The organism is Kineothrix sp. IPX-CK, assembly GCF_039134705.1.
GTDB classification, from domain to species: Bacteria; Bacillota; Clostridia; order Lachnospirales; family Lachnospiraceae; genus Kineothrix; species Kineothrix sedimenti.
This window is the reverse complement of record NZ_CP146256.1, coordinates 3,658,603-3,684,723: the sequence shown is the minus strand read 5'-3', so window position 1 is coordinate 3,684,723 and position 26,121 is coordinate 3,658,603. Positions and strand designations below refer to the sequence as shown.

Sequence of the window (26,121 nt, the reverse complement as noted above, 5' to 3'; positions counted from 1 at the left end):
GGGAGGTAACATGTGCAGAACTTAATCGATGAGAAGGCACTGAAGAGATGGCAGGATAAGTTTTGTAGTGCAACGAATGTATACGCTTATTGCATTGATTCGGATGGACAGCCAATTACGGAAATATCGGGAAGAGATACGGATATAGAGCAGATAAAGCGGGCGGTTTCGGAGGAAGCGCTTCGCAGCATTTTTAAGAGAGTCACGGAAGGCGGCCTGGAGGAGCAGGCAGTGGAGGAAACCGCCGCCGCGAATCTGCGCCTTGCGGCAGTTTCTATCATGCTGGAGGGAAAGGTTGCGGCGGTCTGGATTGTCTTCGGGATTCTTACAAACGAGGAAGAAAGCGGCGGCGAGAACGAGCCCTCCTATGACTTCGAATATGGAGTGACGGAACGAGAATTTTACTATGCGTTGGATTTGCTGAGAGATACCACATATGCTCTTTTGAAAATCAGATTTTCCATGCTGGATGCGGAAGCGGAGACGAGAAGAAGCCGCTACTCGGAGCATGAGATGAGCGCTTCTTTAAAGCGGGGTGAAGCGATAGCTGATGTGGTGCAGCTTCTCGAAAGCGACGACACGATTGAGGCGATTATGACAGACGTGCTTAGAATATTGGGAACCTATCTCGATATCAGTACGGCTGTTCTTTGTCGTATTCATAAAAGTGGAGGACTGATGGATATCGCCGGGGAATGGTGTAACAAAGGGGTCGTGTCGAATTTCGACAAGACGAAGGACCTGTCCTGCGGCGAGGTGCTGAAGACGGACAAAGTGCTGGTACTCTCCGCCGGCAGCGTGTGGGATGCAGCGGAACGGGACAAAATGAAGTTTTTCGGCGTAAAGGCGTTGATCGTTATTCCTATCGTCGTTGGCGGAACGATAAACCTCTATGCATGCTTCGGAGAAAATGCAAAGGAAAGGCAGTGGCGGGTGGAGGAAGTCAAGTTCCTCAATGACGGCGTTAAAATATTGCAGGGCATTATTACCAAGAGGATACAGAAGAATTCTCTTGCGGGCTCCTATGCTTCATTAGAGATGATTCTGGACAATGTAGGAAGCTCTATTTATGTAAGGGATATGCATACGAGGGAGGTGTTGTTCGCAAACAGAGGCCTGCGCAACAACTTTTCAAAAGAAATTAAGAACCAGACGCTCGACCTTCTCTTTGAGAAGGATCTGATTAAGGGCAACAGAAGGGGAAAGCAGGAGGTTTACCAGGAGGAGCGGGAGCGCTGGTACGACTTGTACTATACCCATATCACATGGGTGGACGGCAGACCGGTCACTCTTTTTGCTATTTATGATATTACGGAGAAAAAAGTATATCAGAAGAAGATCGAACAGCAGGCCTACACGGATTTCCTTACCGGTCTGTACAACAGATTGTGCTGTGAAAGAGATTTGGCACGTCATATCGATGAGGCGAAAAAGGACGGAAGTAAGGGAGCGCTGCTCTATTTGGATCTGGATGATTTTAAGCATATCAACGACGGTTTGGGCCATCAGTACGGAGATGTCTTGCTTAAGGCGATTTCCCACAGCCTTCAGCGTGTGGAGGAAATCGAGAATTCCTGCTATCGTGTAGGCGGAGACGAGTTCATCATCATCATTCCGCCGGAAAGCCGGAGCAAATTCGATCAGATTATCGCAGATATCAAGCAGATTTTCGTTAAGCCCTGGTTTTTGAAGGATGCAGATTATTACTGCACCATGAGCATGGGTATCGTAGACTTTCCTGATGAAGGGGAGAGCGTCCACGAGCTCATAAAAAAAGCCGATATTGCCATGTATGAGGCGAAGAAGTTAGGAAAGAACAGGGTGGCGCTGTATTCTGACAAGATAGATTCCAGCTCCAACAGACGCCTGGATATGGAAAAGAATATGAGAGACGCGGCCGTCTCCGGCTATAAGGAATTCGAGGTTTATTTCCAGCCGATCATGGATATACAGCTGCCGGGAACGCCCTGCACGGGCGCAGAGGCGCTCATCCGCTGGAACAGCGAGGAGCTGGGGTTCATTACCCCTGCTGAATTCATTCCTTTGGCGGAATATCTTGGGCTCATCAATCCTATCGGCAACTATGTGCTGAGAGAATCCTGCTTTTTCTGTAAACAGTGGAATGATAACGGGCACCCCAACTACAAGGTGAACGTGAATTTATCGGTGGTGCAGCTGCTGCAGACGGACATTGTGGAAATCGTCGCTCAGACCTTGAAGGATACCGGCATTAACCCGAGGAATCTTACCTTGGAGGTGACCGAAAGTCTTGCAATCAACGACATGGAGCGTATGAAGTCTATACTCGCTAAGATTAAGAAGCTGGGTGTGCGCATCGCTCTGGATGATTTCGGCACCGGCTACTCGTCTTTAAATCATATAAGAGAGATCCCCTTTGACGTAATAAAGGTAGATCAGAGCTTTGTGAAGGATTTGGCGGGTGATGCTTATTCTCAGTCGTTTATCCGCATGGTGGCGGAGCTTGCTGATGCCATAGATGTGTCCATTTGTGTGGAGGGCATCGAGACAAAGGAGCAATATAAAGTTTTAGAAGGCATGAAGGTACGTCTGGTGCAGGGCTATTATTTTGACAAGCCATTGCCGAGGGCGGAATTCGAGAATAGATATGTGAAGATTGATAAATACGAGGAGGAGAAGAAATGAGAGCATTGATCAGTGTTTCGGACAAAACGGGCGTGGTGGAGTTCGCCAAGGAGCTTGCGGGCTTGGGAGCTCAGATTATTTCCACTGGCGGTACCTATGCAAAGCTGAAAGAGGAGGGGGTTCCAGCGGTAGAAATTTCAGAGATTACCGGTTTTCCGGAGTGTCTGGACGGAAGGGTAAAAACGCTTCATCCGGCGGTACATGCAGGACTTTTGGCGATGCGTTCCAATCCGGAGCACATGAAACAGCTCGAGACTTTGGACATCCGGCCCATAGATATCGTGGTCGTGAATCTCTATCCCTTTAAGGCGACGATTTTGAAAGATGGAGTGACAAGAGCGGAAGCGGTAGAAAATATTGATATCGGCGGGCCGACCATGCTTCGGAGCGCAGCAAAAAATTATCAGGATGTTGCGGTAGTGACGGATCCCTCCGATTATGAAAAGGTGCTTTCCGAGCTTAAGGCGGAAGGCAGCGTATCTCTGGATACGAAGTTCTGTTTGATGCAGAAGGTGTTCATGCACACCTCCAACTACGATACGATGATTGCGGATTATTTGAAGAAGGAGAGAAATGATCACGGATTCCCGGAGACGCTGACCATGACCTTTGAAAAGGTGCAGGAGATGCGATACGGTGAAAATCCTCATCAGAAGGCAGCTTTTTACCGGGAAATCGGCAGGAAGAAGGGCTCTCTCGTGGATGCGAAGCAGTACAACGGAAAAGAACTTTCCTTTAACAATATTAACGATACAAACGGTGCACTGGAGCTTTTGAAGGAGTTCTCGGAACCTACTGTGGTAGGCTGCAAACACGGCAATCCTTGCGGCGTAGCCAGCCGCGACAATATTTATGATGCGTGGGCCGGCGCTTACAGCGCGGACAAGACATCCATCTTCGGCGGTATCGTAGTGTGCAACAGAGAAGTGACGAAGAAAATGGCGGAGGAGATGAACGAAATTTTCCTTGAGGTGGTGGTAGCGCCCTCATATGAAAAGGAAGCTTTGGAGACACTCTGCTCCAAGAAAAACATTCGCGTGCTCGAGCTGAAAGATATTGAAATTAGCCAAGACCCTAATGCATATGATATGAAGAAGGTAAACGGCGGTTTGATCATCCAGACCATAGATTCAGAGCTTTACAGAGAAGAGGATTTCAAGGTAGTTACGAAGACACAGCCGACCCAGAGCCAGCTGGAGGATATGAAGTTCGGCATGAAGGTAGTAAAGTTCGTCAAGTCCAACGGTATCGCCGTAGTGACGGATAAGCAGAGCATCGGCATCGGCCCCGGTCAGGTGAACCGCATATGGCCTACGAAGCAGAGCTTCGAGCATGCAGAGGAATTAATCGGACCGGACGCGACCAAGGGAGCGGTACTTGCTTCGGATGCCTTTTTCCCTTTTGACGATATCGTGGAGGCGGCTCACCAGGCAGGAATTACAGCTATCATTCAGCCGGGAGGAGCGATGAGAGATCAGCTCTCTATCGATAAGTGCGACGAATATGGCATCGCCATGGTATTTACAGGAATGAGACACTTTAAACATTAATAAAAATGAATAAATCTAGAGGAGAGAACATGCGGCTGAGGGAATTGGAGGGGTATGAGCACATCGCGATACAATGTCACGATAACCCGGACGCGGACGCCATCGCTTCGGGCTATGGCCTTTACTGCTATTTCAGGAGCATAAATAAGGACACGGCTCTCATTTACAGCGGAAAGAACCGGATACAGAAGAAGAATCTGGAGCTTATGATAGAAAAGCTTCAGATTCCCATTCAATATTGGGATAAGGACGAGGCGGTGGAAGGGCTGCTCATCACGGTGGACTGTCAGTATGGAGCCGGTAATGTGACGAAGCTTAAGGCTTCGCAGGTAGCGATTATCGACCATCATCAAATTGAAATCGAGGATGTCCGCCTCAGTGAGATCCGTTCCAACCTCGGAAGCTGTTCTACCTTAGTATGGAAAATGATGAAGGACGAAGGCTTTGATTTTGCGGGACAAAAGAGCCTTGGAACTGCTCTGTATTATGGTCTGTATTCCGATACGAATCAGTTTGCGGAGGTCTACAACCCGCTGGATATGGATATGAAGGACAGCGTGCCATATGAAAAGAGTCTGATTAATTTATTCCGGAATTCCAATCTGTCGTTAGAGGAGCTGGAAATAGCGGGCATTGCTATGCTTCGCTATATCTATAACGATGATTATCTGTACGCCATTATCAAATCCCAGCCCTGTGACCCGAATATTCTCGGTTTGATCAGCGATTTTCTGCTTCAGGTGGATGGGGTGAATACCTGCGTTGTCTATAACGAACAGGAGGAGCGGTATAAGATTTCCGTAAGGAGCTGTATCAAGGAGGTTAACGCCAGCGAGCTGGCAGCTTTTTTGACAGAAGGTATCGGCTCCGGCGGCGGACATAGAGAGAAGGCGGGAGGAGTCATATCCAAGAAGCTGTACTGCGAGCATTTTCCCACCCTTCATTCAGAGGCTTATTTCGGCCAGCGGATGAACGAATATTTTAAAGACTGCGAAATTATAACGGCAGGAAAAGTGTCCGTGGATTACGGCCTAATGAAAGCCTATAAGAAAAAGAGGATTCCGGTGGGGTATGTGAAGGCCGTATGGATATTGCCCGAGGGCACTCCTATCATGATCCGCACGCTGGAGGGCGACATAGATATGGTGGTGGAGCCGGATTTGATCATTATGATAGGCGTTAAGGGTGAGGTTTATCCCATAAGAGAAAAGAAGTTCCTGAAGTGCTATCAGGCACTTGATGAAAAATACAATGCTTCGATGTATACGGCAGGAAATGAATACGTCCCTACCGTTAGAAATATACTGGACGGAAGCAGTAAGATTTTGACCGATTATGCGAAGACCTGTATTACCAGCGGAGAGACCTACATCCATGCAATGGCTTTAGACCATAGGGTGAAGATATTTACAGCATGGGACAGTGAGAAATATATTCTGGGAAAGCCCGGTGATTTTCTGGCAGTCAGAAGCGAGGATGAGACCGATATTTATATTGTGGAAAAGGATTTGTTCCACAAAAGCTATGAGGAGATAATGTGATTTATTCCCGCGAAAGCGGGAATTATTACATTTAAAAGGGGAGTTTTTACATGGAGAAAAAAACGGACGAAATATGTGGTAATATTTTGGAGGTTCAATTGTTTATTATTTTTATTCTTAGAGCAGTATGAGCAGACGGAACAGGCAGAGTTTCCTCCGTTTGCAGGCGGGGGGAAAAGGACTGTTTAAACAGACAAAACAGTCCTTTTTTCATTACTATACAGCCTTAAATACCGCGAAGCCAAAATTGCGTCTCTATGCAATTATGCGAGGGCTGCAAGCGCCAAAATGCAGTTCTATCGCATTTTGTGTGCATACATGTTACAGTTTAGCCGAAGGTTGAACTGTAACCTTTTTTCGTGTGGAAGAAGGAAAGTCCTTTATTATTTCTTTTTTTTGTGCTAAGATAGGTGTGTTAGCAATTTTGCTTGCAGTCAGCATTGAGGAGGTAGCCTGTTGTAAATATTTATATCATAATATTTTTATAGGCAGAGAGTGAAACATGAGCGAAATAATAAAGGCAGAAAGTAAAGACAACAGTTCCAGAAATTTTATCGAACAGATTATAGATAAGGATCTAGCGGAGGGCGTTTACGATACCGTACACACAAGATTTCCTCCCGAGCCTAACGGTTATCTGCATATCGGACATGCCAAGAGCATTCTTTTGAATTACGGACTGGCACAGCAGTATAACGGCAAGTTTAACATGCGCTTCGACGACACGAACCCTACGAAGGAGAAGACGGAATTCGTAGAATCCATTAAGGCGGACATCGCATGGCTGGGAGCGGACTGGGAGGATCGTCTGTACTTTGCCTCCGATTACTTCGAGCAGATGTACGAAGGCGCCGTGAAATTAATTAAAAAGGGAAAGGCATATGTTTCCGATTTAACTGCGGAACAGATGCGTGAATACCGAGGTACTCTTACGGATCCCGGCAAGGACGACCCCAACAGGGACAGAGGTGTAAGTGAGAATCTGGAGCTGTTTGAAAATATGAAAAACGGCCTTTACAAGGACGGAGAAAAGGTGTTGCGCGCGAAAATCGATATGAAGTCGCCTAACATCAATATGCGGGACCCGATCATTTACAGGGTGGCACACATGACACATCACAATACGGGAGACAGATGGTGCATCTATCCGATGTATGACTTCGCTCATCCCATCGAGGACGCTATCGAAGGCATTACTCATTCCATCTGTACGCTGGAGTTCGAGGACCACAGACCTCTTTATGACTGGGTGGTGAGAGAACTGGAATATCCTAACCCTCCCAAGCAGATTGAATTCGCGAAGATGTATCTGACCAATGTGGTAACGGGAAAGAGATATATCAAGAAGATGGTGGAGGACGGCATTGTGGACGGCTGGGACGACCCGAGGCTTGTATCCATCGCAGCTTTAAAGAGGAGAGGTTTCACGCCGGAGTCCATTAAGATGTTTGTTGACCTGTGCGGCGTTTCCAAGAGCAATTCTTCTGCTGATTACGCGATGCTGGAATTTTGCATCAGAGAAGATTTAAAGCTTAAACGGCCGAGGATGATGGCGGTGCTGGACCCCGTGAAACTGATTATCGATAATTATCCGGAGGGTCAGACAGAGATGATGACCGTTCCGAATAATTTGGAAAATGAAGAACTGGGAACGAGAGAAGTTCCTTTCGGCAGAGAGCTCTATATTGACCGTGAGGACTTTATGGAGGAACCGCCGAAGAAATATTTCCGTCTGTATCCCGGCAACGAGGTACGTCTGATGAACGCTTACTTCGTTACCTGTACCAGCTTTGTCAAGGACGAAAGCGGCAAGGTGACAGAGGTTCACTGTACCTACGATCCCGAGACGAGAAGCGGCTTGGGCTTTACCGGAAGAAAGGTAAAGGGGACCATTCACTGGGTACCGGCAAAGCAGGCGGTAAAGGCCGAGGTTAGATTATATGAGAACATTATAGATGAAGAAAAGGGCGTTTATAATGAAGACGGCAGTCTCAATCTGAATCCTAACTCCCTCACCATATTGAAGGAATGCTATTTGGAGCCGGCATTAGCGGCGGCGAGGCAATTAGAAAGTTTTCAGTTTGTGCGTCAGGGGTATTTTTGTGTGGACCATAAGGATTCAAAGCCGGACGGTCTTGTATTTAATAGAATTGTATCCTTAAAAAGTTCTTATGTATTGCCTAAAAACTAAAGGAAAAATGGATATTGGAGGTTGAGTATGTCTGGATTATTATCGGGATTGGAACAATTTGGTCTGAGCGGCTTGGAGAATATGGATCTGTATGAGAAGCCGAAGCAGGAGGAAGAAGCGAAGGCGGATGCCCCGCAGGTCGTTCAGGAACAGGACTTTTTATTTGATAAGACCTTTACCTGTCCTATTTGTGACAAGGAGTTTAAGACGAGGACTGTTAAAATAGGTAAGGCTAAATTAATAGGAACGGATATGGACCTGCGTCCAAAATATGAGCATGTGGATTTGCTCAAATATGATATTATCATGTGCCCCAGTTGCGGCTATGCGGCGCTCAGCAGATATTTTAAATTTATCACATCACCGCAGGCTAAGAGAATTAAGGAGGCGATTTCCAGCAAGTTTAAGCCGATTACGGAATATAAGGAGATCTATACCTATGATGAAGCGTTAGAGCGCTACAAGCTGACGCTGGCTAATGCGATCGTAAAGGTTGCTAAGCCCAGTGAAAAGGCGTATATCTGCCTGAAAACGGCATGGCTTCTGCGCGGAAAGGGAGAATGTTTGGATAAGGGGTCTCCGAATTATGTTGCGGAGAGGAAGAAAGCAGACACAGAAGAGGCTGAATTCTTGAGAAATGCGTTGGATGGTTTTCTGGCAGCAAGACAGACGGAAAGCTTCCCGATGTGCGGTATGGATGAGCCTACGGTAGACTACCTGATTTCAGTAATCGCTATTAGATTTGAGCAGTTCGATGTAGCGTCGAAGCTGATTTCTCAGATTATCGCGTCTCCTACTACGAACCCTCGAATGAAGGAGAAGGCACGTACCCTGAAAGATCAGATTGTAAAGCAGATCAAGCTGAAAAATGCAGGAAAGTAGTAAGAAAGACAGGAAACGATGAACGATTTGACCATTGAACTTCGTCAGGACGGCGAAACACATTTATATGAGCAAATCTATGAACATATCAGGCAAGAGATAAGAAAAGGGAAGCTTCTCAAAGATGAAAAGCTTCCCTCTACGCGTTCTTTGGCGGAATTTCTCGCAGTATCGCGAGGTACGGTGGAAATTGCCTACGGACAGCTTCTGTCCGAGGGATATATAGAGTCCAAACCTTACAAAGGCTATTTCGTATGCGGGATGGACGAGATATTTTTTCTGGAAGGAGAAAGCGGAAGGAGGCCGGGAGAGCTGCCTAAGGCGAGATTCGAACAGGATGAGAAGAAAATGCACTATTTATTTGATTTCTCGCCTAATGCTATCGACATGACGGCTTTTCCATTCGCCACCTGGAAGAAAATAACGAAAAATATTCTTGTAGATGCCAACAGTGAGATGTTCGCTTCCGGCTCCTCTAAGGGTGATTGGAAGCTGAGAGAAATCATCAGCCGCTATCTGCATTCCTCCAGAGGAGTGAACTGCATGCCGGAGCAGATTATTGTGGGTGCGGGCAATGATTACCTGCTCATGCTTTTGGAGAAGATATTAGGGCGGCATGTGAAGATCGCCATGGAGAATCCCACTTATAAGAGAGCGTACCGCATCTTCGATTCCTTTGCGTACCAAATCAGCCCTGTAGAGCTGGACGGTGGAGGAATGAGCGTGGAGAGGCTTAGGGAAAGCGATGCGCAGGTGGCTTATGTAATGCCCTCCCATCAGTATCCTACGGGAATCGTCATGCCCATCGGGCGGCGTATGGAGCTGCTTAAGTGGGCGGAGGAGAAAGAGGAACGATATCTGATTGAGGACGATTACGACAGTGAATTTCGATTCAAGGGCAAACCGGTACCGTCTCTTCAGGCTTCTGATTGGGCTGGAAAGGTGATTTACATCGGAACGTTTTCTAAGGCTATCGCACCTGCCATTCGTATCAGCTACATGGTTCTCCCGCTGCCCCTGCTGGAGAGATATGAGAAAAAGTGTTCTTTTTATTCCACCACGGTGTCCAGAATCGACCAGCGGATATTGAGTGAATTTATTGAAAAAGGGCATTTCGAGCGCCATTTGAACAAGATGAGGAAAATATACAGGGAAAAGCACGATTTGCTTCTTAGTGAATGCAAGGATATGGAGGAACGCTTCCAACTATCCGGAGAGGGAGCAGGGCTTCATATTCTCCTTAGCGATAAGTCCGGACGGGGGGAAATGGAGCTGTTAAAGTTGGCAGCGGCAGAGGGCGTGAGAGCATATGGGCTTTCAGAGGCTTATATAGGCCAGGATGTGCCGAAAGGAAAAGAGGATATGGTGATCTTGGGATATGCTGCCCTAAGCAAGACGCAGATTAGAGAAGGGCTTGAGTCATTAAAAAAAGTCTGGATGTGATACGAGACTTTTTTGTGTAATAGGATTAGGGTGTCAAAAGGTCCTTTTTACGAACAGCCCTAGACAATATGTCCAAAACAAAAAGACTCCTGCGCCGGATTCCAATATATAAGAAGTTCTGATTCTCAGTCCATCCCCGCCAAACATAGCAGAAAACATATATCCGGAGAAAGAACTTCTAAATATTTTCATGGGCGCAGTCGTTATTTTTGTTTTAATTATATGGAATTTTCACTGTCGTCGTCAAAAAATTCTTCTACCTTGGACTCGGCAGTTTCAACCGCGTCCTTCACAGTATCCTTTACGACCGTCTTAGCGGTATCAGCAGCAGTGGCAGCGGCGTCACTCAAATGGTTTACGGCATCGGAGGCTGCATTTTCCGCTTTTTCCAAATGAAGGTCAACATAATTGCGCTTGCTGTCCTCTTTTTCTGTATCGCTGTCAAGGTCGTCGCTAAAGTCATCGAAATCATCATCATCCAAATCGTCGGAATAAGAAGAATTCTTATTCTGTAAATAATAATAAACACCGGCTGCGGCAGCTCCTGCGACAGCAGTAAACATCAAAAATTTACCGAATTTTTTTGCCATATAAGTACTCCTTTCAATTTCGAGGTTATAGAAACATATTAATACTATTTTGTCAAATTGAAAAGAGAATATGTATAAAAAAACCATAATTTTTTTGTTAAATATAAAATATCAAACTTTATTGTATCTATTGTGAAAATATGTTATATTAAAAATCGACCAATAAAGTCAATAACTGCGGAAAAAGGACCTGGAAAATACTGTGAATGAGAAATTTTTTGATCTAAAAAAAGAAAAACAAGATAGAATGATAAACGCTGCTTTGAAAATATTTGCGAAGAACGGCTATAGGCATGCCAGTACGGACGATATCGTGGCAGAGGCTGGAATAAGCAAGGGATTGCTGTTTCATTATTTTACGAGCAAGCTGGGACTTTATGAGTTTCTCATAGATTACAGCGTACGCTTTATGTCTTTGGAACTTTCAACCCGCGTAGGTAAGAAAGAAGAGGACTTTTTTCTCCTGTTGAAGCAGATAGAAGCGGCTAAATTCCAAGTGCTCAAGAATTATCCTTATATGCAGAAGTTTATAGATCGTACCGGATGGGAGGACGTGAAGGAGGCGCTGTTAGCTGCCGAAGAGAAGAAGAACGTCCTTAAGGAGGCGAGGGAGGCTATTATGAATAGGGCAGACCTATCTCCCTTTAAGCATGGCGCGGACCCGGCAAAGCTTTCATGTATGATCGAATATACGATTCAGGGTATAATGAACAGGAGCTTTTTTGAGGGGGCCTTCCATCCCGATATGTTAAACGAGGAGATCAACGGCTATCTGGACATGATAAAGCAATTAGCCTGCAAGTAGGTGAGGAACCCTGCTGGAATTACTTGTTACTTGTTCATTTTATAGGGTGGGTCGGCCGGATAGCCCCCCTTTAATTTCTGCATTCCCCTTTGGACAGCATCTTTGGAAGCCTTCCAATCCGCATCCTTATTCCTGTAATCGAATTTTTCTACGAGCCAAGCTACGTCATCAGCCATGCGCTTCATGTTTCTCTCCATGAGAGAGAACATCGCAGGGTAGAATGACGTTTTTTCTTTATTGCTGAGCTTGCTTTCAGCAGCCTCGCACAAATCTCCGAAATGGTGAAGGCAAAAACCTTTGCTGTGTTCTATTTTTTCGCGAAAAGCACTGTCTTTCTGATATAGAATGAAGAAGGTATCCATGTATCTGCCATAGGTTTCGTTAAACTGCTTGCAGATATAGCAGGAATTCTCTTTTTCCGCCGCCCAGATGCCGATGGAATTCTGACGGCCCTCGCCTTTCCCCCGCTTGTTTAAGAGAGAGGATTTTTTGGGTGAGAAGGCTTTGAACTGCTCCGACATCTCCTGATTCATGCGAACGTAGTGAGTCTTCAGGATCCAGCCGTTTCCGAGAGTGTTTCCATATTCGAACATTTTCTTGAAATGATTTCGGCAAAAGCCTTCCTTGTCCGTCATGCCGCGCACGTCACTTTCCATATAGGAAGAGCCGGAGCCCAGTACGAAATCCAATAAATCCTGTTCAACATTTCTTTCGATAATGCAAAAGGGGCATTCGTCATTTGCGTTTACCGCATCGTTTAGGGGGATCGTATATAGTTTTTCTTTCATATGTTACAGCCTCCAGCTATATTTTCAGACCTAAGATGTCTGCTTTTTATAATAAATGGAATTGTATATAAATTATATTTTGATTATATATTTTCAATTATACATGAAAAATTCGTTCTTTGTCGACTATATTTGGAACATATGGTATAATATTTATAAAATGTGTAGCGGAGAAGGGGCAGGTATGAGTAAATTTTTAGTGGCGGGAATTGTACAGAAAGAGACGATCATTAAGGTGGATAAGATTCCGATCGAATACTGTGGAGTGACGAATAAACCTGGTACCATCTTTATAAACGCCGGAGGGGATGCTTATAATGAATCCCTAGCGTTAAAGTGGCTGGGAAACTCAGTGGATTTCATGTCCATGGTGGGCGTCGATGAAAGCATGGAGCTGATTAACCCCAAGGGAAGCGAAGTAACACTGGTAACCGATTATATATTACCCCTGCTTCAGAATACACCTACTGCAGCAGTATTTTATGATGAAGAGAGGAAACAGCAGATTTTTGAGGATATTAAGGATTTGAGGGAGACTTCTTATGATTTGCATTTATTCGAGGAGCGCGCAGCGAGAGCGGAGATGCTCGTATTGTCCAACGCTAATTTCTGTCGGCCTCTTATTGGAATCGGTAAGGAACTTCGCAAGCCTATCGCAGTAAATATCAGAGAATATCAGGAAAGCAAGATCTGCTATAACGAGGATTATTTGAAGGCTGCCGACATTCTGTATGTCAGCGACGATCATCTGATTGAAGAACCCTATGAATTCGTGAAGTCTCTTGCGGCAAAATATCGGCCGGAAATCATTATCTTAGGTCAGGGAGCGGAAGGCCTCATATTATATGATAAGAACAAAAACATCATCGCTCATTATAATACGGTGAGGACCCACGGACTGGTGAATACGGTTGGTGCCGGTAATGCGCTGTTTTCCTGCTTCCTTCATTTTTATAATAAGACACAGGATTCAGTGTTCGCGGTGAAGAACGCGCTCCTTTTTGCTTCCTATAAAATAGGTTTTATGGGAACCTCTAATGGATTCTTGACAGAGGAGCAAATTGTACAATGGCGCAATTTGATCTGGAGGGACGGAAGATAGGAATAAGGCAGAAGTGAGGGAATAGGAAAATGAAGGCTGTAGATATGCACTGCGACACGATTTCCGAATTATATAAAAGGATAAAAGAAGGTCAGGACGAGAGCCTGCGCAGAAACAACTGCCACATCGATTTGACGAAGCTGAATAAGGGTGATGCCCTTTTGCAGAATTTCGCCATCTTCATCCATAAGGAGAGGGCTGAGAATCCTTTGGAAGAATTCCTGCGGATGGCGGACCTGTATTATAATGAATTGGGAAAAAACAGGGACATGATTGCTCCTGTTTTTTGTTGGAAGGATATTGAGAAAAATATTGCAGAAGGCAAAATATCAGCGCTGCTCACGGTAGAAGAGGGCGCTGTCTGTAAAGGAAACCTCGCCTATCTTAGAGATATGTACAGACTTGGTGTGCGCATGATGACTCTGACGTGGAATTATCCTAATGAAATAGGCCATCCCAATGTGCGTGCGGGGAACTATGAAGGCCGTCAGATAGAGGGTGAGAGTGTTCCCTTCTATAAGATTGCGGATACGGAGAACGGACTGACTGAGCAGGGGGTAGAAATCGTGACGGAGATGGAACGTATCGGAATGATCATCGATGTATCTCATCTGTCCGACAAGGGCTTTTACGATGTGCTTGAGACTACGAAAAAGCCTTTTGTGGCCAGTCACTCCAATGCCAGAGCAGTTTGTCCATGGGTAAGGAATCTAACGGATGAAATGATACGTAAGATAGCATTGCGCGGCGGAGTGATAGGGCTTAATTTCTGCCCCGATTTTTTGACAGAGGTGTCAAAAGGGGAAAAGAATACAGGTACAATTGCTTCAATTGTAGAGCATGCGAAATATATCACTAATGTCGGAGGCATTGACTGCCTCGGTCTTGGAAGCGACTTTGACGGGATAGAAGGGCATGAAGAGCTGCCCGACTATTCGCATCTTCAGGAACTCTCGGAAGCCCTTTGCATGGCGGGATTTTCTAATGACCAGGTAGAGAAGATCTTCTATAAAAATGTTCTGCGGCTTTACAAAGAGTTATTGTGAGCGGTAAAGCAATCGAACAACAAAATACAAATATTAACATACTTAGCAATGTGCCCGTTCTCCTTGGCGATATATAATCTAAGCATAGAAGGTTACGGATATATCCTCTGACTCTGCTTGGAGGTATACCGATTAGATTAGGAGGATGAAGTGGATGCAGTACGGACATTTTGACAACGAGAAGCGGGAATATGTAATCGACAGAGTGGATATACCCACATCGTGGACCAATTACCTCGGCGTACAGGATATGTGCGTGGTGGTGAACCACACGGCCGGAGGCTATATGTTCTATAAGACTCCGGAGTACCATCGAGTAACGAGATTTCGCGGAAACAGCATACCCATGGACAGACCGGGTCACTACGTATACATAAGAGATAATGACAGTGAGGACTACTGGAGCATATCATGGCAGCCGGTAGGAAAATCACTGGAGGAAGCGAAGTACACATGCCGCCACGGTATGTCTTATTCGATTTACGAATGCGGCTACAGCAAAATAAAAGCGACACAGACCCTGGTCGTGCCGCTTAATGATTCGGTGGAGCTATGGGATGTAACAATTAAGAATGAGGACGATAGACCGAGAGATTTAAGTCTGTTTTCTTATTGCGAATTCTCCTTTCACCATGTAATGATCGATAACCAGAACTTCCAGATGAGCATGTACTGCGCCGGCTCCTCCTATGAGGACGGCATCATCGAACATGATTTATTCTATGAAGAATTCGGGTATCAATATTTTGCGTCCAATTTCGAGCCGGACGGTTATGATTGCTTAAGAGACAAGTTTCTGGGGCTTTACCATACGGAGGACAATCCGGCGGCAGTGGAGAGAGGTAAGTGCAGCGGCTCTCATGAGCTTGGCAATAATCACTGCGGCTCCTTACAGAAGAACATCGTATTGCAGCCGGGAGAAGAAGTCAGAGTGGTATTCATGCTGGGGGAAGGCAGAAGGGATGAAGGAAAGAAAGCGAAGGCAAAGTACAGCGACTTTTCCGCAGTCGATAAGGTATATGAGGATTTAAGGAAATACTGGAACAATAAATTTGAGAAGCTTCAGATCAATACTCCGAATGAAGGCATGAATACGCTGATCAACACATGGACCTTATACCAAGCAGAAATCAACGTAATGTTTTCCCGGTTCGCATCTTTTATCGAAGTGGGAGGACGAGTGGGATTGGGATACCGCGATACGGCGCAGGATGCCATGACGATTCCCCACTCCAATCCGGAAAAATGCAGACAGCGTATCGTAGAACTGCTGCGCGGTCTCGTATCGAAGGGATACGGACTGCACTTGTTCCAGCCGGAATGGTTTGAACCGGATCATGAAGAAAAGCCGTTCAATTCGCCTACGGTCATTCCTTCTCCGGATAAGGATAATATCATACACGGCTTAAAGGACGCCTGCTCCGACGACGCGCTATGGCTGGTATCCTCTATTGTGGAATTTATAAAGGAAACGGGAGACAAGGCCTTTGCAGATGAAGTGATTACCTATGCGGACGGCGGCGAAGGCACTGTTTATGAGCATATGATGCGGATTCTGGACTTTTCGGCCGAGCAGGTAGGAGCTACGGGAATCTGTAAGGGACTTCGTGCGGACTGGAACGACTGCCTGAATCTCGGCGGCGGTGAAAGCGCCATGGTATCCTTCCTCCATTACTGGGCTATCGAGAACTTCCTGGAGCTGGCAAGATATTTGGGCAGAGAAAAGGAAGTTGTAAAATATACCGAAATGTCAGAAACGGTTAAAAAGGTATGTAATGATGAGCTGTGGGACGGAGAATGGTTTATACGCGGTATTACTAAGAACGGCAAAAAAATTGGCACTCATTCCGATAAAGAAGGAAAAGTTCATCTCGAGTCCAACTCATGGGCGGTTCTTTCGGGAGCGGCTGATCATGAGAAGGGAATCCGCGCCATGGACAGCGTAGACGAATATCTTTATACGCCTTGGGGAATCATGCTGAACGCTCCTTCCTATACAGTGCCGGATGAGGACATCGGTTTTGTAACGAGAGTATACCCTGGCGTTAAGGAAAACGGCGCAGTATTCTCCCATCCCAATCCCTGGGCATGGGCGGCGGAATGCAAGCTTGGACGAGGCGATCGTGCCATGAAGTTCTATAATGCATTATGCCCTTATTACCAGAACGATAAAATAGATATAAGGGAGGCAGAGCCCTATTCCTATTGCCAGTTTATTATGGGACGGGACCATACTGCCCACGGACGCGCGAGACATCCGTTCATGACAGGCACGGGCGGCTGGGCCTATTTCTCGGCAACCAGATACATACTGGGCATAAGGCCGCAGTTCGAGTATTTGGAAATCGACCCTTGTATTCCTGCTGAGTGGAAGGAATTCTCTATGCTAAGGCAGTGGAGGGGCGTGGATTATCATATCGAGGTGGTAAACCCTGATGGTGTCATGAAAGGGGTAAAGGAGCTTTACCTGGACGGTGAGAAAGTAGAGTGCATTCCGCTCGTGGATAAAGGAACGGCCCATCGGGTAAAAGTGGTGATGGGGTAACAAAAGAAGGGAGAGACGAAATGATTAAATTCGGAACGGGCGGCTGGAGAGCTGTTATTGGGGATGAATTTACAAAAGCGAATATTCAGCTTCTGGCAAAAGCGCTTAGTGATAAGATGAAGGCAGAAAATGCGGCGGAGGAGGGAATTGTCATCGGATATGACAGAAGATTTCTGGCAAAGGAAGCGATGCAGTGGGCTGGCCGTGTATTTGCCGCGGAGGGCATTACCGCTTATCTGATCAACAAATCTTCGCCGACGCCGCTTATCATGTTTTATGTGATGAAGCATGAGTTCCCTTATGGAATGATGGTTACCGCCAGTCACAATCCGGCCGTTTATAACGGAATAAAGGTGTTTACGGCGGGAGGCAGAGATGCTAACGAGGAACAGACTAAGGAAATAGAAGAATATATAGACAGGCTTTCACCGGAAGATGTGAAGGAAATGGAATATGACGAGGCTGTGGCGGCAGGCTTGATTCGAGAGATTTATCCGTTGAACGAATATCTGGATGATATCATCGCGGCAGTAAATATGGAGGCGATCAGAGGCTGTGGTCTGAAGGTAGTGCTGGACCCGTTATACGGCGTAAGCGAGACCTCTCTTTCTACCATACTCCTTACTGCAAGATGTGAGGTTATCACGATACACGATAGGCACGATACATTGTTTGGCGGAAAGCTCCCCTCGCCTTCTGTTGCGACGCTGCGCCCTTTGCAGAACGCAGTTATCGATAATAGGGCGGATATCGGAATCGCTACCGACGGTGATGCCGACCGCATTGGCGTTATCGACGATACGGGCCGTTTCCTCCACCCTAATGACATTCTTGTACTGCTTTATTATTATCTCGTAAGATATAAGGGCTGGGAAGGACCGGTAGTAAGAAACATCGCGACTACCCATATGTTAGATAAGGTGGCTGAGAAATTCGGGCAGAAGTGCTACGAGGTTCCCGTAGGTTTCAAGCATATTTCCTCTAAGATGTATGCCACAGGCGCCATCATCGGAGGAGAATCCTCCGGCGGTCTGACGGTGCGCGGCCATATCAACGGCAAAGATGGCATCTACGCGGCGGCGCTTTTAGCAGAGATGATTGCGGTCACAGGAAAGAAATTGTCCGATATTTATAAAGAAATCGAAGAGGAATGCGGCAGCATTTTCATGGAAGAGCGGGATTATAAATTTACGCAGGAGAAGAAGGAACAGATGCACAAGCTTCTCATGGAGGATAAGCAGCTTCCCAAATTGCCTTTCGAGGTGGAAAAGGTGTCCTATCTGGACGGAAGCAAGGTGTATTTCAAGAATGGCGGCTGGGTAGTGGGAAGGTTCTCAGGAACGGAACCGCTGATTAGAGTGTTCTGTGAGATGCCCAATTTAGAGGACGCTAAGAAGATATGTGATATTTATGAGGATTTCCTTGGATTGAAATAAAAGGTCTGCTCAGAAATTAAGAAGGGATTGCTCGAAAGAGCAGTCTTTTCTTGCTCTATGAAAAATGGCATGTTACTGTAAAGGAGTAGGCGGAATTTGCACGGGTAATATAGCTGGAATAAGGAGTGCGGGATGGGCGTTTCATCGGGTAAGAATATAAATAAAAAAGCGGAAAAGAAAGCAGAAAAGAATGCACGGCGGGAGCAGAAGAATACACCGCTTAAATGGAGCATGATCATGATCCTTATTTTGTGCTGGATACTGCCGCTTTCTATCATAGCGTATGCAATGCTGTATGTAACGACGAGCAAGATCAATAAGCAGATTGAGAGGACGATCGTCACTTCCGCGGATAATGCGATAAAAATAAGCGAGATGCAGATGAACGCTGCGATTACCGCGTCGAAGAACGCTTCTTATCTGCCTACGATAAAGGAAAGCTGGCGGCAGTATATGACGGATGGGAATAAGACGGCGCTTTACGGAGAGGTAATACGATTTTTGGAGCAGCATTACCGATATGATGAGCACTTTCTATTCACTACCTTGATGTTCACAGAGCAGCCCTACGAGCCCTATTTTACATCATTTTCAGGAAGTGCCAACAACGTCGCCTACCGGACGAATCTGTATTTTATGGAAAAGGTGCATCCGTTAGTCATGGAGATATATCCTGATCTGGATACGGATGTGAAGCTGCTCAATGTGGAAGGACATATTTATATGATCCGCAATATGATGGATTCGTCTTACCATCCTTTCGCGGTGCTTGTCATGGAGCTGGATAAAGACAATATTTTCGGGAGTCTGGAAAGTGCATGGGGTTATACCGGCAGTCAGGTCTATGTGGACGGAGAATTGCTGGTGGAAGATGAAAACAACGAAATAGAAGCGGATACTGAGAATTTTCAGACAAACAGCAGAACGTCGCGGTTGATTCAGGAGGATGGAGAATATAATGTTTATACGGTGAGAAAGCCGGACATACATTATATGGGATATGTTATATCGCTGAACAAGCAGCTCATCATCGATGAGACGGCAGCAATCAAATATGTCTGCGCGTTCTTTGTTATTTTCATGATACCGCTGACGGCCATCGTATTCATCTTCTTCCATAGGAAAGTAACGAGGCCCATAGAGGGCATGATTAAGGCCTCCCATATCATAGAAGAAGGGGAATTCGGTTATCAGATAGAGAGGGCAGGGAACAGTAAGGAGTTTAAATATCTGACAGAAGCGTTCAACAGTATGTCAGAGAAGCTGAAGCATCAGTTCGAAACCATATATTCGGAGGAGCTGGCTCTTAAGGATGCCAGGATAATGGCGCTGCAGTCGCAGATTAATCCTCATTTTCTCAATAACACTCTGGAGATCATCAACTGGGAAGCGAGAATTAACGAAGACTATAAGGTAAGCCAGATGATAGAGAATCTGTCCATCATGCTGGAGGCTACTATGGACAGAAGACACAGACGATTTGTCACCTTGGTGGAGGAGCTGTCCTATGTGGATGCCTACCTGTTTATCATTTCTAAACGCCTCGGAGAGCGTATGCACGTTGAGAAGAATACGGACGATACGCTGTTTAACGTGAGAGTTCCGAGGCTGATCATACAGCCTATCATCGAGAACGCGGTGGAGCATGGAATCATCGGTCAGCCAAACGCGAAGGTGACCTTAAATGTATTTGCGGATGGAGATAAGCTGGTAATAGAGGTGCGCAATACCGGTATGATGTCAAAGGAAGATGAAGAGAAGATAGAACTGCTTTTAGGAGATGAGCAGGAGATGGACGAACTCAGCTCCACGAGCCTGGGGATAAAGAATGTGAACAGGAGAATCCGGATCATATACGGAGAGGAGTGCGGACTTACTGTAAAAAACGACGAAAATAACGAAACAGTGAGCAGAATTACTGTCAAATTGGATATGACAACAATAAAAGACAATAAATAGCAATTCTGGCAATTTTACTATTTCTCAAGTTTTAATAGAATAAATAGTGTAGGGAAACTGAAATTTGCTATGAATAAATCAAAAAAATCATCGCATATCCATATATATATGGGGGGTTTCAGATATGAGAAAGGTATTAGCAGCGCTAATAGCAGGAGCAGGTATTTTGGGGGTGACGGCCTGCGGTACGGGTTCGGCAAAGACAGCACAGGCGCCTGCCGTAGAGCTTCCGGTTACCCTTAATGTGGTTACCACGTTTGCAGGTGAGGATACCAATGCGGCGAACTATCAGGAAGCGATTGCCAAATGGCAGGAGGAAACCGGAAACTCTATCAACGATGCTTCCGGAACTGTAACAGAGACTTTGAAAGCCAGAATAATATCGGATTTTGAAATGGGCTCTGAACCGGATGTGCTGTTCTATTTTAATGGTATGGATGCCAATCCCTTCGTAGAAGGAGGAAAGGTAATTTCTATCGATGAAATCCGGGAAACATATCCCGATTATGCGTCCAATATGAAAGATGGCATGATGGGGGCGTCGCCGGTGGACGGCAGGAATTACTCCGTACCGATGAACGGCTATTGGGAAGGCTTATTTGTTAATAAAGCGGTATGCCAGGCGGCCGGGGTCAAAGTGCCTGCCGGAGATACCACATGGGAGGAATTCATGACGATATGTCAGACCATCAAGGATGCAGGATATACTCCGATTGCAGCTTCTTTTGCGGAGGTTCCCCATTACTGGTTTGAATTCTGTATTTATAATTATTTGGACACGGCATCGCATAACATACTCCCGAAGAGTATTGATGACGAGCAGGGGACGGCATGGGTTAACGGTATCATGGATATGAAGAACCTATATGACAGAGGATTTCTGCCTGCTAATACATTGTCTGCTACCGACGGGGAAACTTTTCAGCTATTTGTGGACGGAAAGGCGGCATTTTTGATCGACGGCTCATGGAAGGTGGGAGGAATCGAGGAAGCGACGGATGATATCGACAATTTTACGGTTACATATGTACCTGCTAAGGATAAGCGCAAGTCTACGGACATTGTAGGAGGATTGTCCTCCGGTTGGTATATTACGAAGAAAGCATGGAACGACCCGGAGAAACAGAAGGCATGTGTGGATTTTATTACTTATATGACCAGCGATGAAATGGTAACCAGATTCGCATCGGTGGCTGCCACCGCTTTGAAGGAAGGTACGCAGGTGGATAAGAGCAGGCTGTCTTCTCTTGCAGTAGCCGGATTGGAAATGGTGGAAGGCGCTACCGGTATGGCTTCGGCGCTTCAGGACCAGCTTACACAGGAACAGCGGGCTCCGGTATTCAACGCTATGGCGGACATTCTGACGGGCAAGGAGGAAGTGACCGATGCTGTGGCCCAGCTCATCGATTTGGTGGCGGCGGCGCAGAGGGAGGAATTGCTTTTCAGATAACACTTTTTCGTTTTTATGGGTGCTTTTCTTGCCGTATTTTTTGTGATAGAATCCATATATGATTATGGAGGTATCGCATATGTATAAAGTAGTGATTATTGATGATGAACCCATTATTGTAAGGGGTCTTAAGAAAGCGGTAAAGTGGGAGAGTCTTAACTGTCTGGTAGTAGGAACTGCGGGGGACGGTGCGGAAGGCTTGGAAGTAATCAGAAGAGAAAAGCCGGATATACTCATATCCGATATTTCCATGCCTAAAATGGATGGGCTTAGCATGATAGCTGCCTTGAAATCGGAGTTTCCCGATATGGAGGTTACAATTCTTACGGGCTTTCGTGATTTCGATTACGCACAGGAGGCGATTCGGCTGGGGGTATGCCGTTTTTTGCTGAAGCCTTCCAAAATGGAAGAACTGGATGAAGCCCTTTCCACTATGCTGAGTAACCTGAAGAACAATCCTTCGGTAGCGAACCGCCTGCCGGAAGGCCAGGATGAGACAGCGGATGAAAATGAAGAGGTGTTAGACAGTGCGGCCAGCAGCTTTATTGTCAGAAACGCCCTCGCATACATAGAGAAGAATTATAAAGAGAGGCTCAAGCTGGCGGACGTTGCGGACAATGTATACGTGAGCCAGTGGCATTTGAGCAAGCTGCTAAATAAATATACCGGACAGAATTTTTCCGAGATACTGAACAATGTCCGGATGGAGCAGGCGAAGAGGCTGCTTACCAATCCATCTTTGCGGATTGGGGATATTGCGGAAGAGGTGGGCTTTTTAGATATGGCTCATTTTTCCAGAGTGTTTAAAAAGCAGGTGGGGATATCTGCAAATGAATACCGCAATACGGTATTGTGTGAAGGCAAGGATTCATAAAAATTCCTGACGCGAAGGATTTCCCCCAAGCCGTAAGATTACTATTGGGAGGAAGCAAAATGCGTAAAATTTCTACATCGATTATTGTTTCTATCATCGCTTGTATTCTTGTGGCGTCCATCGCGGTGGGGGCTATCAGCACAAATGTAGCGGTGAAGGAGATCAATACGGAAGCAAGAGAAAAGCTGAATGCGATGTCTCTGCAATATGCGGGCGACATCAATATGAAGTATCAGAATCTGGAAAGCCTTGCGGAGAGCATCTCTTCGTATATCGTGGGTACCTACGAGCCGATAAGGCTCAGCGATAAGGCGTATAACAAAGCATACATGAAGAAGCTGGGCGGATATCTGGAGCGCATTACCCAGCTTCATCCCGAGGTTGCGAGCATGTATGCCTACAGCGACCCGGAGGTACAGCTAGGGGTTACCGGAACATGGTATAGCCAGGGAAAACTGGTGGAAACAGATGCCGTTTCGGAGTATGAGAATTATTTACAACGCGCTGCGAACTGGGAATGGTATTATCAGACGAAGGAAGCGGGAGAAGCGATTTGGCTGGATCCTTATGAGAAAGAGATTTTCGACAAGTCCTGTGTGAGCCGCTGCGAGCCGGTATATGTAGAGAATAAGCTGGTAGGCATCGTTGGTGTGGATGTGGATTTTAATGAAATATCAGATATGATACGCGGGATTTCCGTATATGATACGGGAAGGGCGTTTTTGCTCAATACGAAGCAGCAATTTCTTGTGGATGAAAGCTATACGATAGCGGATACGCTGGAAAGCGTAGGCTATACCGGGCTGACGGAGGCTCTTAAAGAGAGCAGCACCGGGGTAGTGGAGATGGATCTGGGCGGCACCAAGTCGTTAGTGAGCTTCGTAAAGCTGAATAACGGATATACGCTGGTTCTCCTGGCGCCGGTTTCGGAAGTGGAAAGCGGGATTGCCTCTATGCAAAGAAGTGCAGTCTTTGTCGTACTGTTCGTGAGCCTGTTCATATGTATCTTTGCTTTTATGATAGGAAGCAGAATATCCAATCCTCTGAAAAAGATGGTGGTGGACCTGAAGAAGATGCAGGAAAGCGATTTTACCGGCAATGAATATGTGAAATACTTGAATAAGAAAAATGAGATCGGCAAGATTGCCATCACCATAAACAAGGTGCAAAGATCCATGGGACACGTTATTGAAACGATGTCCGGGGAGGGAAAAGGGATTAGAGAAGCGTCGAGCAATCTGGGCAGCATTATCGACGATTATAATAATATGGTCACAAATATTTCCTCCGTAGCGCAGGAATTGGCAGCAGGTATGGAGGAAACCTCTAACATGGCGGACCATCTTGGAGAGACCTCCAAACGCATGGAGGAATATGTTGCTGTCATGGGCAGGAAAAATGAAGAAGGTATTGAAAATATAGCGGCGATTTACGATAGAGCCAAGAGGCTGAACAAAGAGTCGAAAAATGCAGAAAAAGAAAATGAGATTCTAATCGATACGACCAAGAAACGCTTAGGAGAGGCAATCACGGATTCAGGTCAGGTAGAGCAGATCAACGAGCTGACCAAGGCTATTCTCAGTATCTCCGATTCCACCAATCTCCTCGCCCTCAACGCATCCATTGAGGCGGCCAGAGCGGGGCAGGCAGGAAAGGGTTTCTCGGTGGTTGCCGAGGAAATCAGGAAGTTGGCAGAGAACTCCAAGAATACTGCTGGAGAGATACAGCGTATTACCCAAATGGTAACGGAGAGCGTAAAGCATTTGTGTGACTGTGCTACGCAGGTCCTCTCCTATATGGATACTAACGTTAGAAAGACATATCAGCATCAGGTGGAAATCAGCCAGCAGTACCATGAGGATGCGGAAAATATTGACGGCATTTTAAAACAGTTCTCTGAAGTGGCAAGTAAAATAAGCAGAGAGAACGACATTATTATGGAGGTTATCAATAGCTTACAGAGGGCCACCTCGGATGGGGCTGCCGGTACGGAGGAAGTGGCTCACAGCGCGGAGAGAATGCTCCACGGTACACAGGGTCTGCAGGAAGCGGGTGTGAAGCTTCAGGAAATAGTACATGAGATGGAAGAGACTATTGCAGCCTTCCATGTGCCGAGCATCGAAGCGTAATATTGCTTGTGAAGATACAAACCGGACATCCTAAATAATAAGAAATACATAATTAAATAGCAGGAAACAGGTAAGAGGGTGGTGTCACCCTCTTACTTGTTTTTTGGGGCAGGGGAACGTATAATGAAGTGTAGCGGTGCAAAATGTTTATATTTGGCGGTGGGTGAACGTAGGGTGAATTTTATGTACAAGCTGGAAGGTTATGGGTCTTATAATGATCACAAAAGGCAGGAGATAATAAGAGATGAGCGATTTGACGGTACTTCCCGAGGTAAACAGGGATGAAGAGGGAATTCTTGCAGGCATTGAATGTTTTGCGCTGGATATGGATGGAACGGTCTATTTAGGAGAACGCTGGATAGATGGGGCGAAGGAATTTTTGAGGGAAATTGAGGATTCGGGAAGGAGCTATGTGTTTCTGACTAATAATTCCTCCAAGAATTCTCAGGTATACGTGGAAAAATTGAGCCGCATGGGTCTTGTGGTAAGCAAAGACAAAATAGTGACATCGGGGCAGGCGACCATATATTACCTTAAGAAGAGCTTTCCGGGGAAGCGGGTGTTCTTGTTAGGGAACGATATGCTCACCGCGGAATTTAAGGAGGAGGGAATCGTGCTTGTGGATGAGAACCCCGAGGTGGTAGTAACCGCCTTCGATACTACCCTCACCTATGAGAAATTGTGCAAGGTATGTGATTTTGTGCGGGAGGGACTTCCTTACATCGCTACCCATCCGGACTACAACTGTCCTACGGAAACGGGATTTATTCCAGATGTGGGTGCGGTTCATGCGTTTATTCATGCCTCCGCGCTGCGCTATCCTGACCGCATTATCGGCAAGCCGAACGCAGATATGATGGACTATCTGATAGAGCGGACCGGAGCCGACAGAGGAAAGACTGCCATGGTAGGGGACAGGCTCTATACGGATATCGCCGCGGGAAGAAACAACGGCTTATGGAGCATTCTCGTCCTCAGCGGTGAAGCTACCATGAAGGACGTGGAGGAATCGGAAGTAAAGCCTCATCTCATTTTCGACTCAATAAAGGAGATCATGCGGTATTTGTAGTCAGTGCCAAATTGCGTTACCGAGAACGGAGTGAACAGTAACAACAGGAGAGGAGTG

18 protein-coding genes are annotated in these 26,121 nt (G+C 46.1%); 16 read left to right on the top strand and 2 right to left on the bottom strand.

From position 1 onward, the window contains the following. Positions 1 to 12 precede the first annotated feature (12 nt). The 6 genes from V6984_RS17725 (at position 13) to V6984_RS17700 (ending at position 10,271) form a co-directional block, all read left to right on the top strand. The gene (locus V6984_RS17725; protein WP_342756932.1) at positions 13 to 2,664 is read left to right on the top strand and encodes a sensor domain-containing phosphodiesterase; all 2,652 of its coding nucleotides are present in this window, start codon (positions 13 to 15) and stop codon (positions 2,662 to 2,664) included. Further along, positions 2,661 to 4,214 (top strand): bifunctional phosphoribosylaminoimidazolecarboxamide formyltransferase/IMP cyclohydrolase, encoded by a 1,554-nt coding sequence (gene purH / locus V6984_RS17720; protein ID WP_342756931.1) that lies wholly within the window; start codon positions 2,661 to 2,663, stop codon positions 4,212 to 4,214. Before V6984_RS17725 ends, purH begins: the two co-directional genes overlap by 4 nt. 5 nt (positions 4,215 to 4,219) lie before the next feature. After that, positions 4,220 to 5,755, top strand: coding sequence for a DHH family phosphoesterase (locus V6984_RS17715; protein ID WP_342756930.1), 1,536 nt, complete (start codon positions 4,220 to 4,222; stop codon positions 5,753 to 5,755). Between the two features lie 502 nt (positions 5,756 to 6,257). Further along, positions 6,258 to 7,946 carry a glutamine--tRNA ligase/YqeY domain fusion protein gene (locus V6984_RS17710; protein ID WP_342756929.1) on the top strand — a complete coding sequence of 563 codons (1,689 nt, stop codon included), beginning with the start codon at positions 6,258 to 6,260 and terminating at the stop codon, positions 7,944 to 7,946. Between the two features lie 27 nt (positions 7,947 to 7,973). Next, entirely contained in the window at positions 7,974 to 8,828 is an 855-nt protein-coding gene (locus tag V6984_RS17705) for a DUF2225 domain-containing protein (protein WP_342756928.1), read from the top strand. An 18-nt stretch (positions 8,829 to 8,846) separates the two neighbouring features. Continuing rightward, positions 8,847 to 10,271: a PLP-dependent aminotransferase family protein gene (locus tag V6984_RS17700; protein WP_342756927.1), complete on the top strand. Its 1,425-nt coding sequence runs from the start codon at positions 8,847 to 8,849 to the stop codon at positions 10,269 to 10,271. 218 nt (positions 10,272 to 10,489) lie between these two features. On the opposite strand, the gene V6984_RS17695 is transcribed toward V6984_RS17700, so the two are convergent. Beyond that, complete coding sequence (locus V6984_RS17695) at positions 10,490 to 10,861, bottom strand: hypothetical protein (RefSeq protein ID WP_342756926.1); 372 nt, start codon at positions 10,859 to 10,861, stop codon at positions 10,490 to 10,492. 202 nt (positions 10,862 to 11,063) lie between these two features. On the opposite strand from V6984_RS17695, the gene V6984_RS17690 reads away from it, so the two are divergent. Next, a complete protein-coding gene (locus V6984_RS17690) occupies positions 11,064 to 11,666 on the top strand; it encodes a TetR/AcrR family transcriptional regulator (RefSeq protein ID WP_342756925.1) in 603 nt (200 codons plus the stop codon). A 26-nt stretch (positions 11,667 to 11,692) separates the two neighbouring features. Here the strand turns inward: V6984_RS17690 and V6984_RS17685 are convergent, their stop codons facing one another. Further along, positions 11,693 to 12,454, bottom strand: a complete 762-nt coding sequence (locus V6984_RS17685) for a DUF6062 family protein (protein ID WP_342756924.1) — start codon at positions 12,452 to 12,454, stop codon at positions 11,693 to 11,695. A 184-nt stretch (positions 12,455 to 12,638) separates the two neighbouring features. On the opposite strand from V6984_RS17685, the gene V6984_RS17680 reads away from it, so the two are divergent. From V6984_RS17680 to V6984_RS17640, 9 genes are all read left to right on the top strand, one after another. Then, positions 12,639 to 13,556: a carbohydrate kinase family protein gene (locus V6984_RS17680; RefSeq protein ID WP_342756923.1), complete on the top strand. Its 918-nt coding sequence runs from the start codon at positions 12,639 to 12,641 to the stop codon at positions 13,554 to 13,556. Positions 13,557 to 13,585: 29 nt separating this feature from the next. Continuing rightward, positions 13,586 to 14,602, top strand: a complete 1,017-nt coding sequence (locus V6984_RS17675; RefSeq protein WP_342756922.1) for a dipeptidase — start codon at positions 13,586 to 13,588, stop codon at positions 14,600 to 14,602. Positions 14,603 to 14,756: 154 nt separating this feature from the next. Further along, entirely contained in the window at positions 14,757 to 17,147 is a 2,391-nt protein-coding gene (locus tag V6984_RS17670) for a GH36-type glycosyl hydrolase domain-containing protein (protein WP_342756921.1), read from the top strand. A gap of 20 nt (positions 17,148 to 17,167) precedes the next feature. Continuing rightward, positions 17,168 to 18,583: a phosphoglucomutase/phosphomannomutase family protein gene (locus V6984_RS17665; protein WP_342756920.1), complete on the top strand. Its 1,416-nt coding sequence runs from the start codon at positions 17,168 to 17,170 to the stop codon at positions 18,581 to 18,583. 132 nt (positions 18,584 to 18,715) lie between these two features. Further along, complete coding sequence (locus tag V6984_RS17660) at positions 18,716 to 20,542, top strand: sensor histidine kinase (RefSeq protein WP_342756919.1); 1,827 nt, start codon at positions 18,716 to 18,718, stop codon at positions 20,540 to 20,542. A 124-nt stretch (positions 20,543 to 20,666) separates the two neighbouring features. Further along, entirely contained in the window at positions 20,667 to 21,992 is a 1,326-nt protein-coding gene (locus V6984_RS17655) for an ABC transporter substrate-binding protein (RefSeq protein ID WP_342756918.1), read from the top strand. 79 nt (positions 21,993 to 22,071) lie between these two features. Then, positions 22,072 to 22,866, top strand: a complete 795-nt coding sequence (locus V6984_RS17650; protein WP_342756917.1) for a response regulator transcription factor — start codon at positions 22,072 to 22,074, stop codon at positions 22,864 to 22,866. Between the two features lie 59 nt (positions 22,867 to 22,925). Then, complete coding sequence (locus V6984_RS17645; RefSeq protein ID WP_342756916.1) at positions 22,926 to 24,995, top strand: methyl-accepting chemotaxis protein; 2,070 nt, start codon at positions 22,926 to 22,928, stop codon at positions 24,993 to 24,995. A 244-nt stretch (positions 24,996 to 25,239) separates the two neighbouring features. Further along, entirely contained in the window at positions 25,240 to 26,064 is an 825-nt protein-coding gene (locus V6984_RS17640) for an HAD-IIA family hydrolase (RefSeq protein WP_342756915.1), read from the top strand. Positions 26,065 to 26,121: the final 57 nt, after the last annotated feature.

What these genes read in the sequence shown, in the direction of transcription:
- purH (WP_342756931.1), top strand. Translation starts at nt 2,661, where the DNA reads ATGAGAGCATTGATCAGTGTTTCGGACAAAACGGGCGTGGTGGAGTTC.
- V6984_RS17715 (WP_342756930.1), top strand. Translation starts at nt 4,220, where the DNA reads ATGAATAAATCTAGAGGAGAGAACATGCGGCTGAGGGAATTGGAGGGG.
- V6984_RS17710 (WP_342756929.1), top strand. Translation starts at nt 6,258, where the DNA reads ATGAGCGAAATAATAAAGGCAGAAAGTAAAGACAACAGTTCCAGAAAT.
- V6984_RS17705 (WP_342756928.1), top strand. Translation starts at nt 7,974, where the DNA reads ATGTCTGGATTATTATCGGGATTGGAACAATTTGGTCTGAGCGGCTTG.
- V6984_RS17700 (WP_342756927.1), top strand. Translation starts at nt 8,847, where the DNA reads ATGAACGATTTGACCATTGAACTTCGTCAGGACGGCGAAACACATTTA.
- V6984_RS17695 (WP_342756926.1), bottom strand. Translation starts at nt 10,861, where the DNA reads ATGGCAAAAAAATTCGGTAAATTTTTGATGTTTACTGCTGTCGCAGGA.
- V6984_RS17685 (WP_342756924.1), bottom strand. Translation starts at nt 12,454, where the DNA reads ATGAAAGAAAAACTATATACGATCCCCCTAAACGATGCGGTAAACGCA.
- V6984_RS17680 (WP_342756923.1), top strand. Translation starts at nt 12,639, where the DNA reads ATGAGTAAATTTTTAGTGGCGGGAATTGTACAGAAAGAGACGATCATT.
- V6984_RS17675 (WP_342756922.1), top strand. Translation starts at nt 13,586, where the DNA reads ATGAAGGCTGTAGATATGCACTGCGACACGATTTCCGAATTATATAAA.
- V6984_RS17670 (WP_342756921.1), top strand. Translation starts at nt 14,757, where the DNA reads ATGCAGTACGGACATTTTGACAACGAGAAGCGGGAATATGTAATCGAC.
- V6984_RS17665 (WP_342756920.1), top strand. Translation starts at nt 17,168, where the DNA reads ATGATTAAATTCGGAACGGGCGGCTGGAGAGCTGTTATTGGGGATGAA.
- V6984_RS17660 (WP_342756919.1), top strand. Translation starts at nt 18,716, where the DNA reads ATGGGCGTTTCATCGGGTAAGAATATAAATAAAAAAGCGGAAAAGAAA.
- V6984_RS17655 (WP_342756918.1), top strand. Translation starts at nt 20,667, where the DNA reads ATGAGAAAGGTATTAGCAGCGCTAATAGCAGGAGCAGGTATTTTGGGG.
- V6984_RS17650 (WP_342756917.1), top strand. Translation starts at nt 22,072, where the DNA reads ATGTATAAAGTAGTGATTATTGATGATGAACCCATTATTGTAAGGGGT.
- V6984_RS17645 (WP_342756916.1), top strand. Translation starts at nt 22,926, where the DNA reads ATGCGTAAAATTTCTACATCGATTATTGTTTCTATCATCGCTTGTATT.
- V6984_RS17640 (WP_342756915.1), top strand. Translation starts at nt 25,240, where the DNA reads ATGAGCGATTTGACGGTACTTCCCGAGGTAAACAGGGATGAAGAGGGA.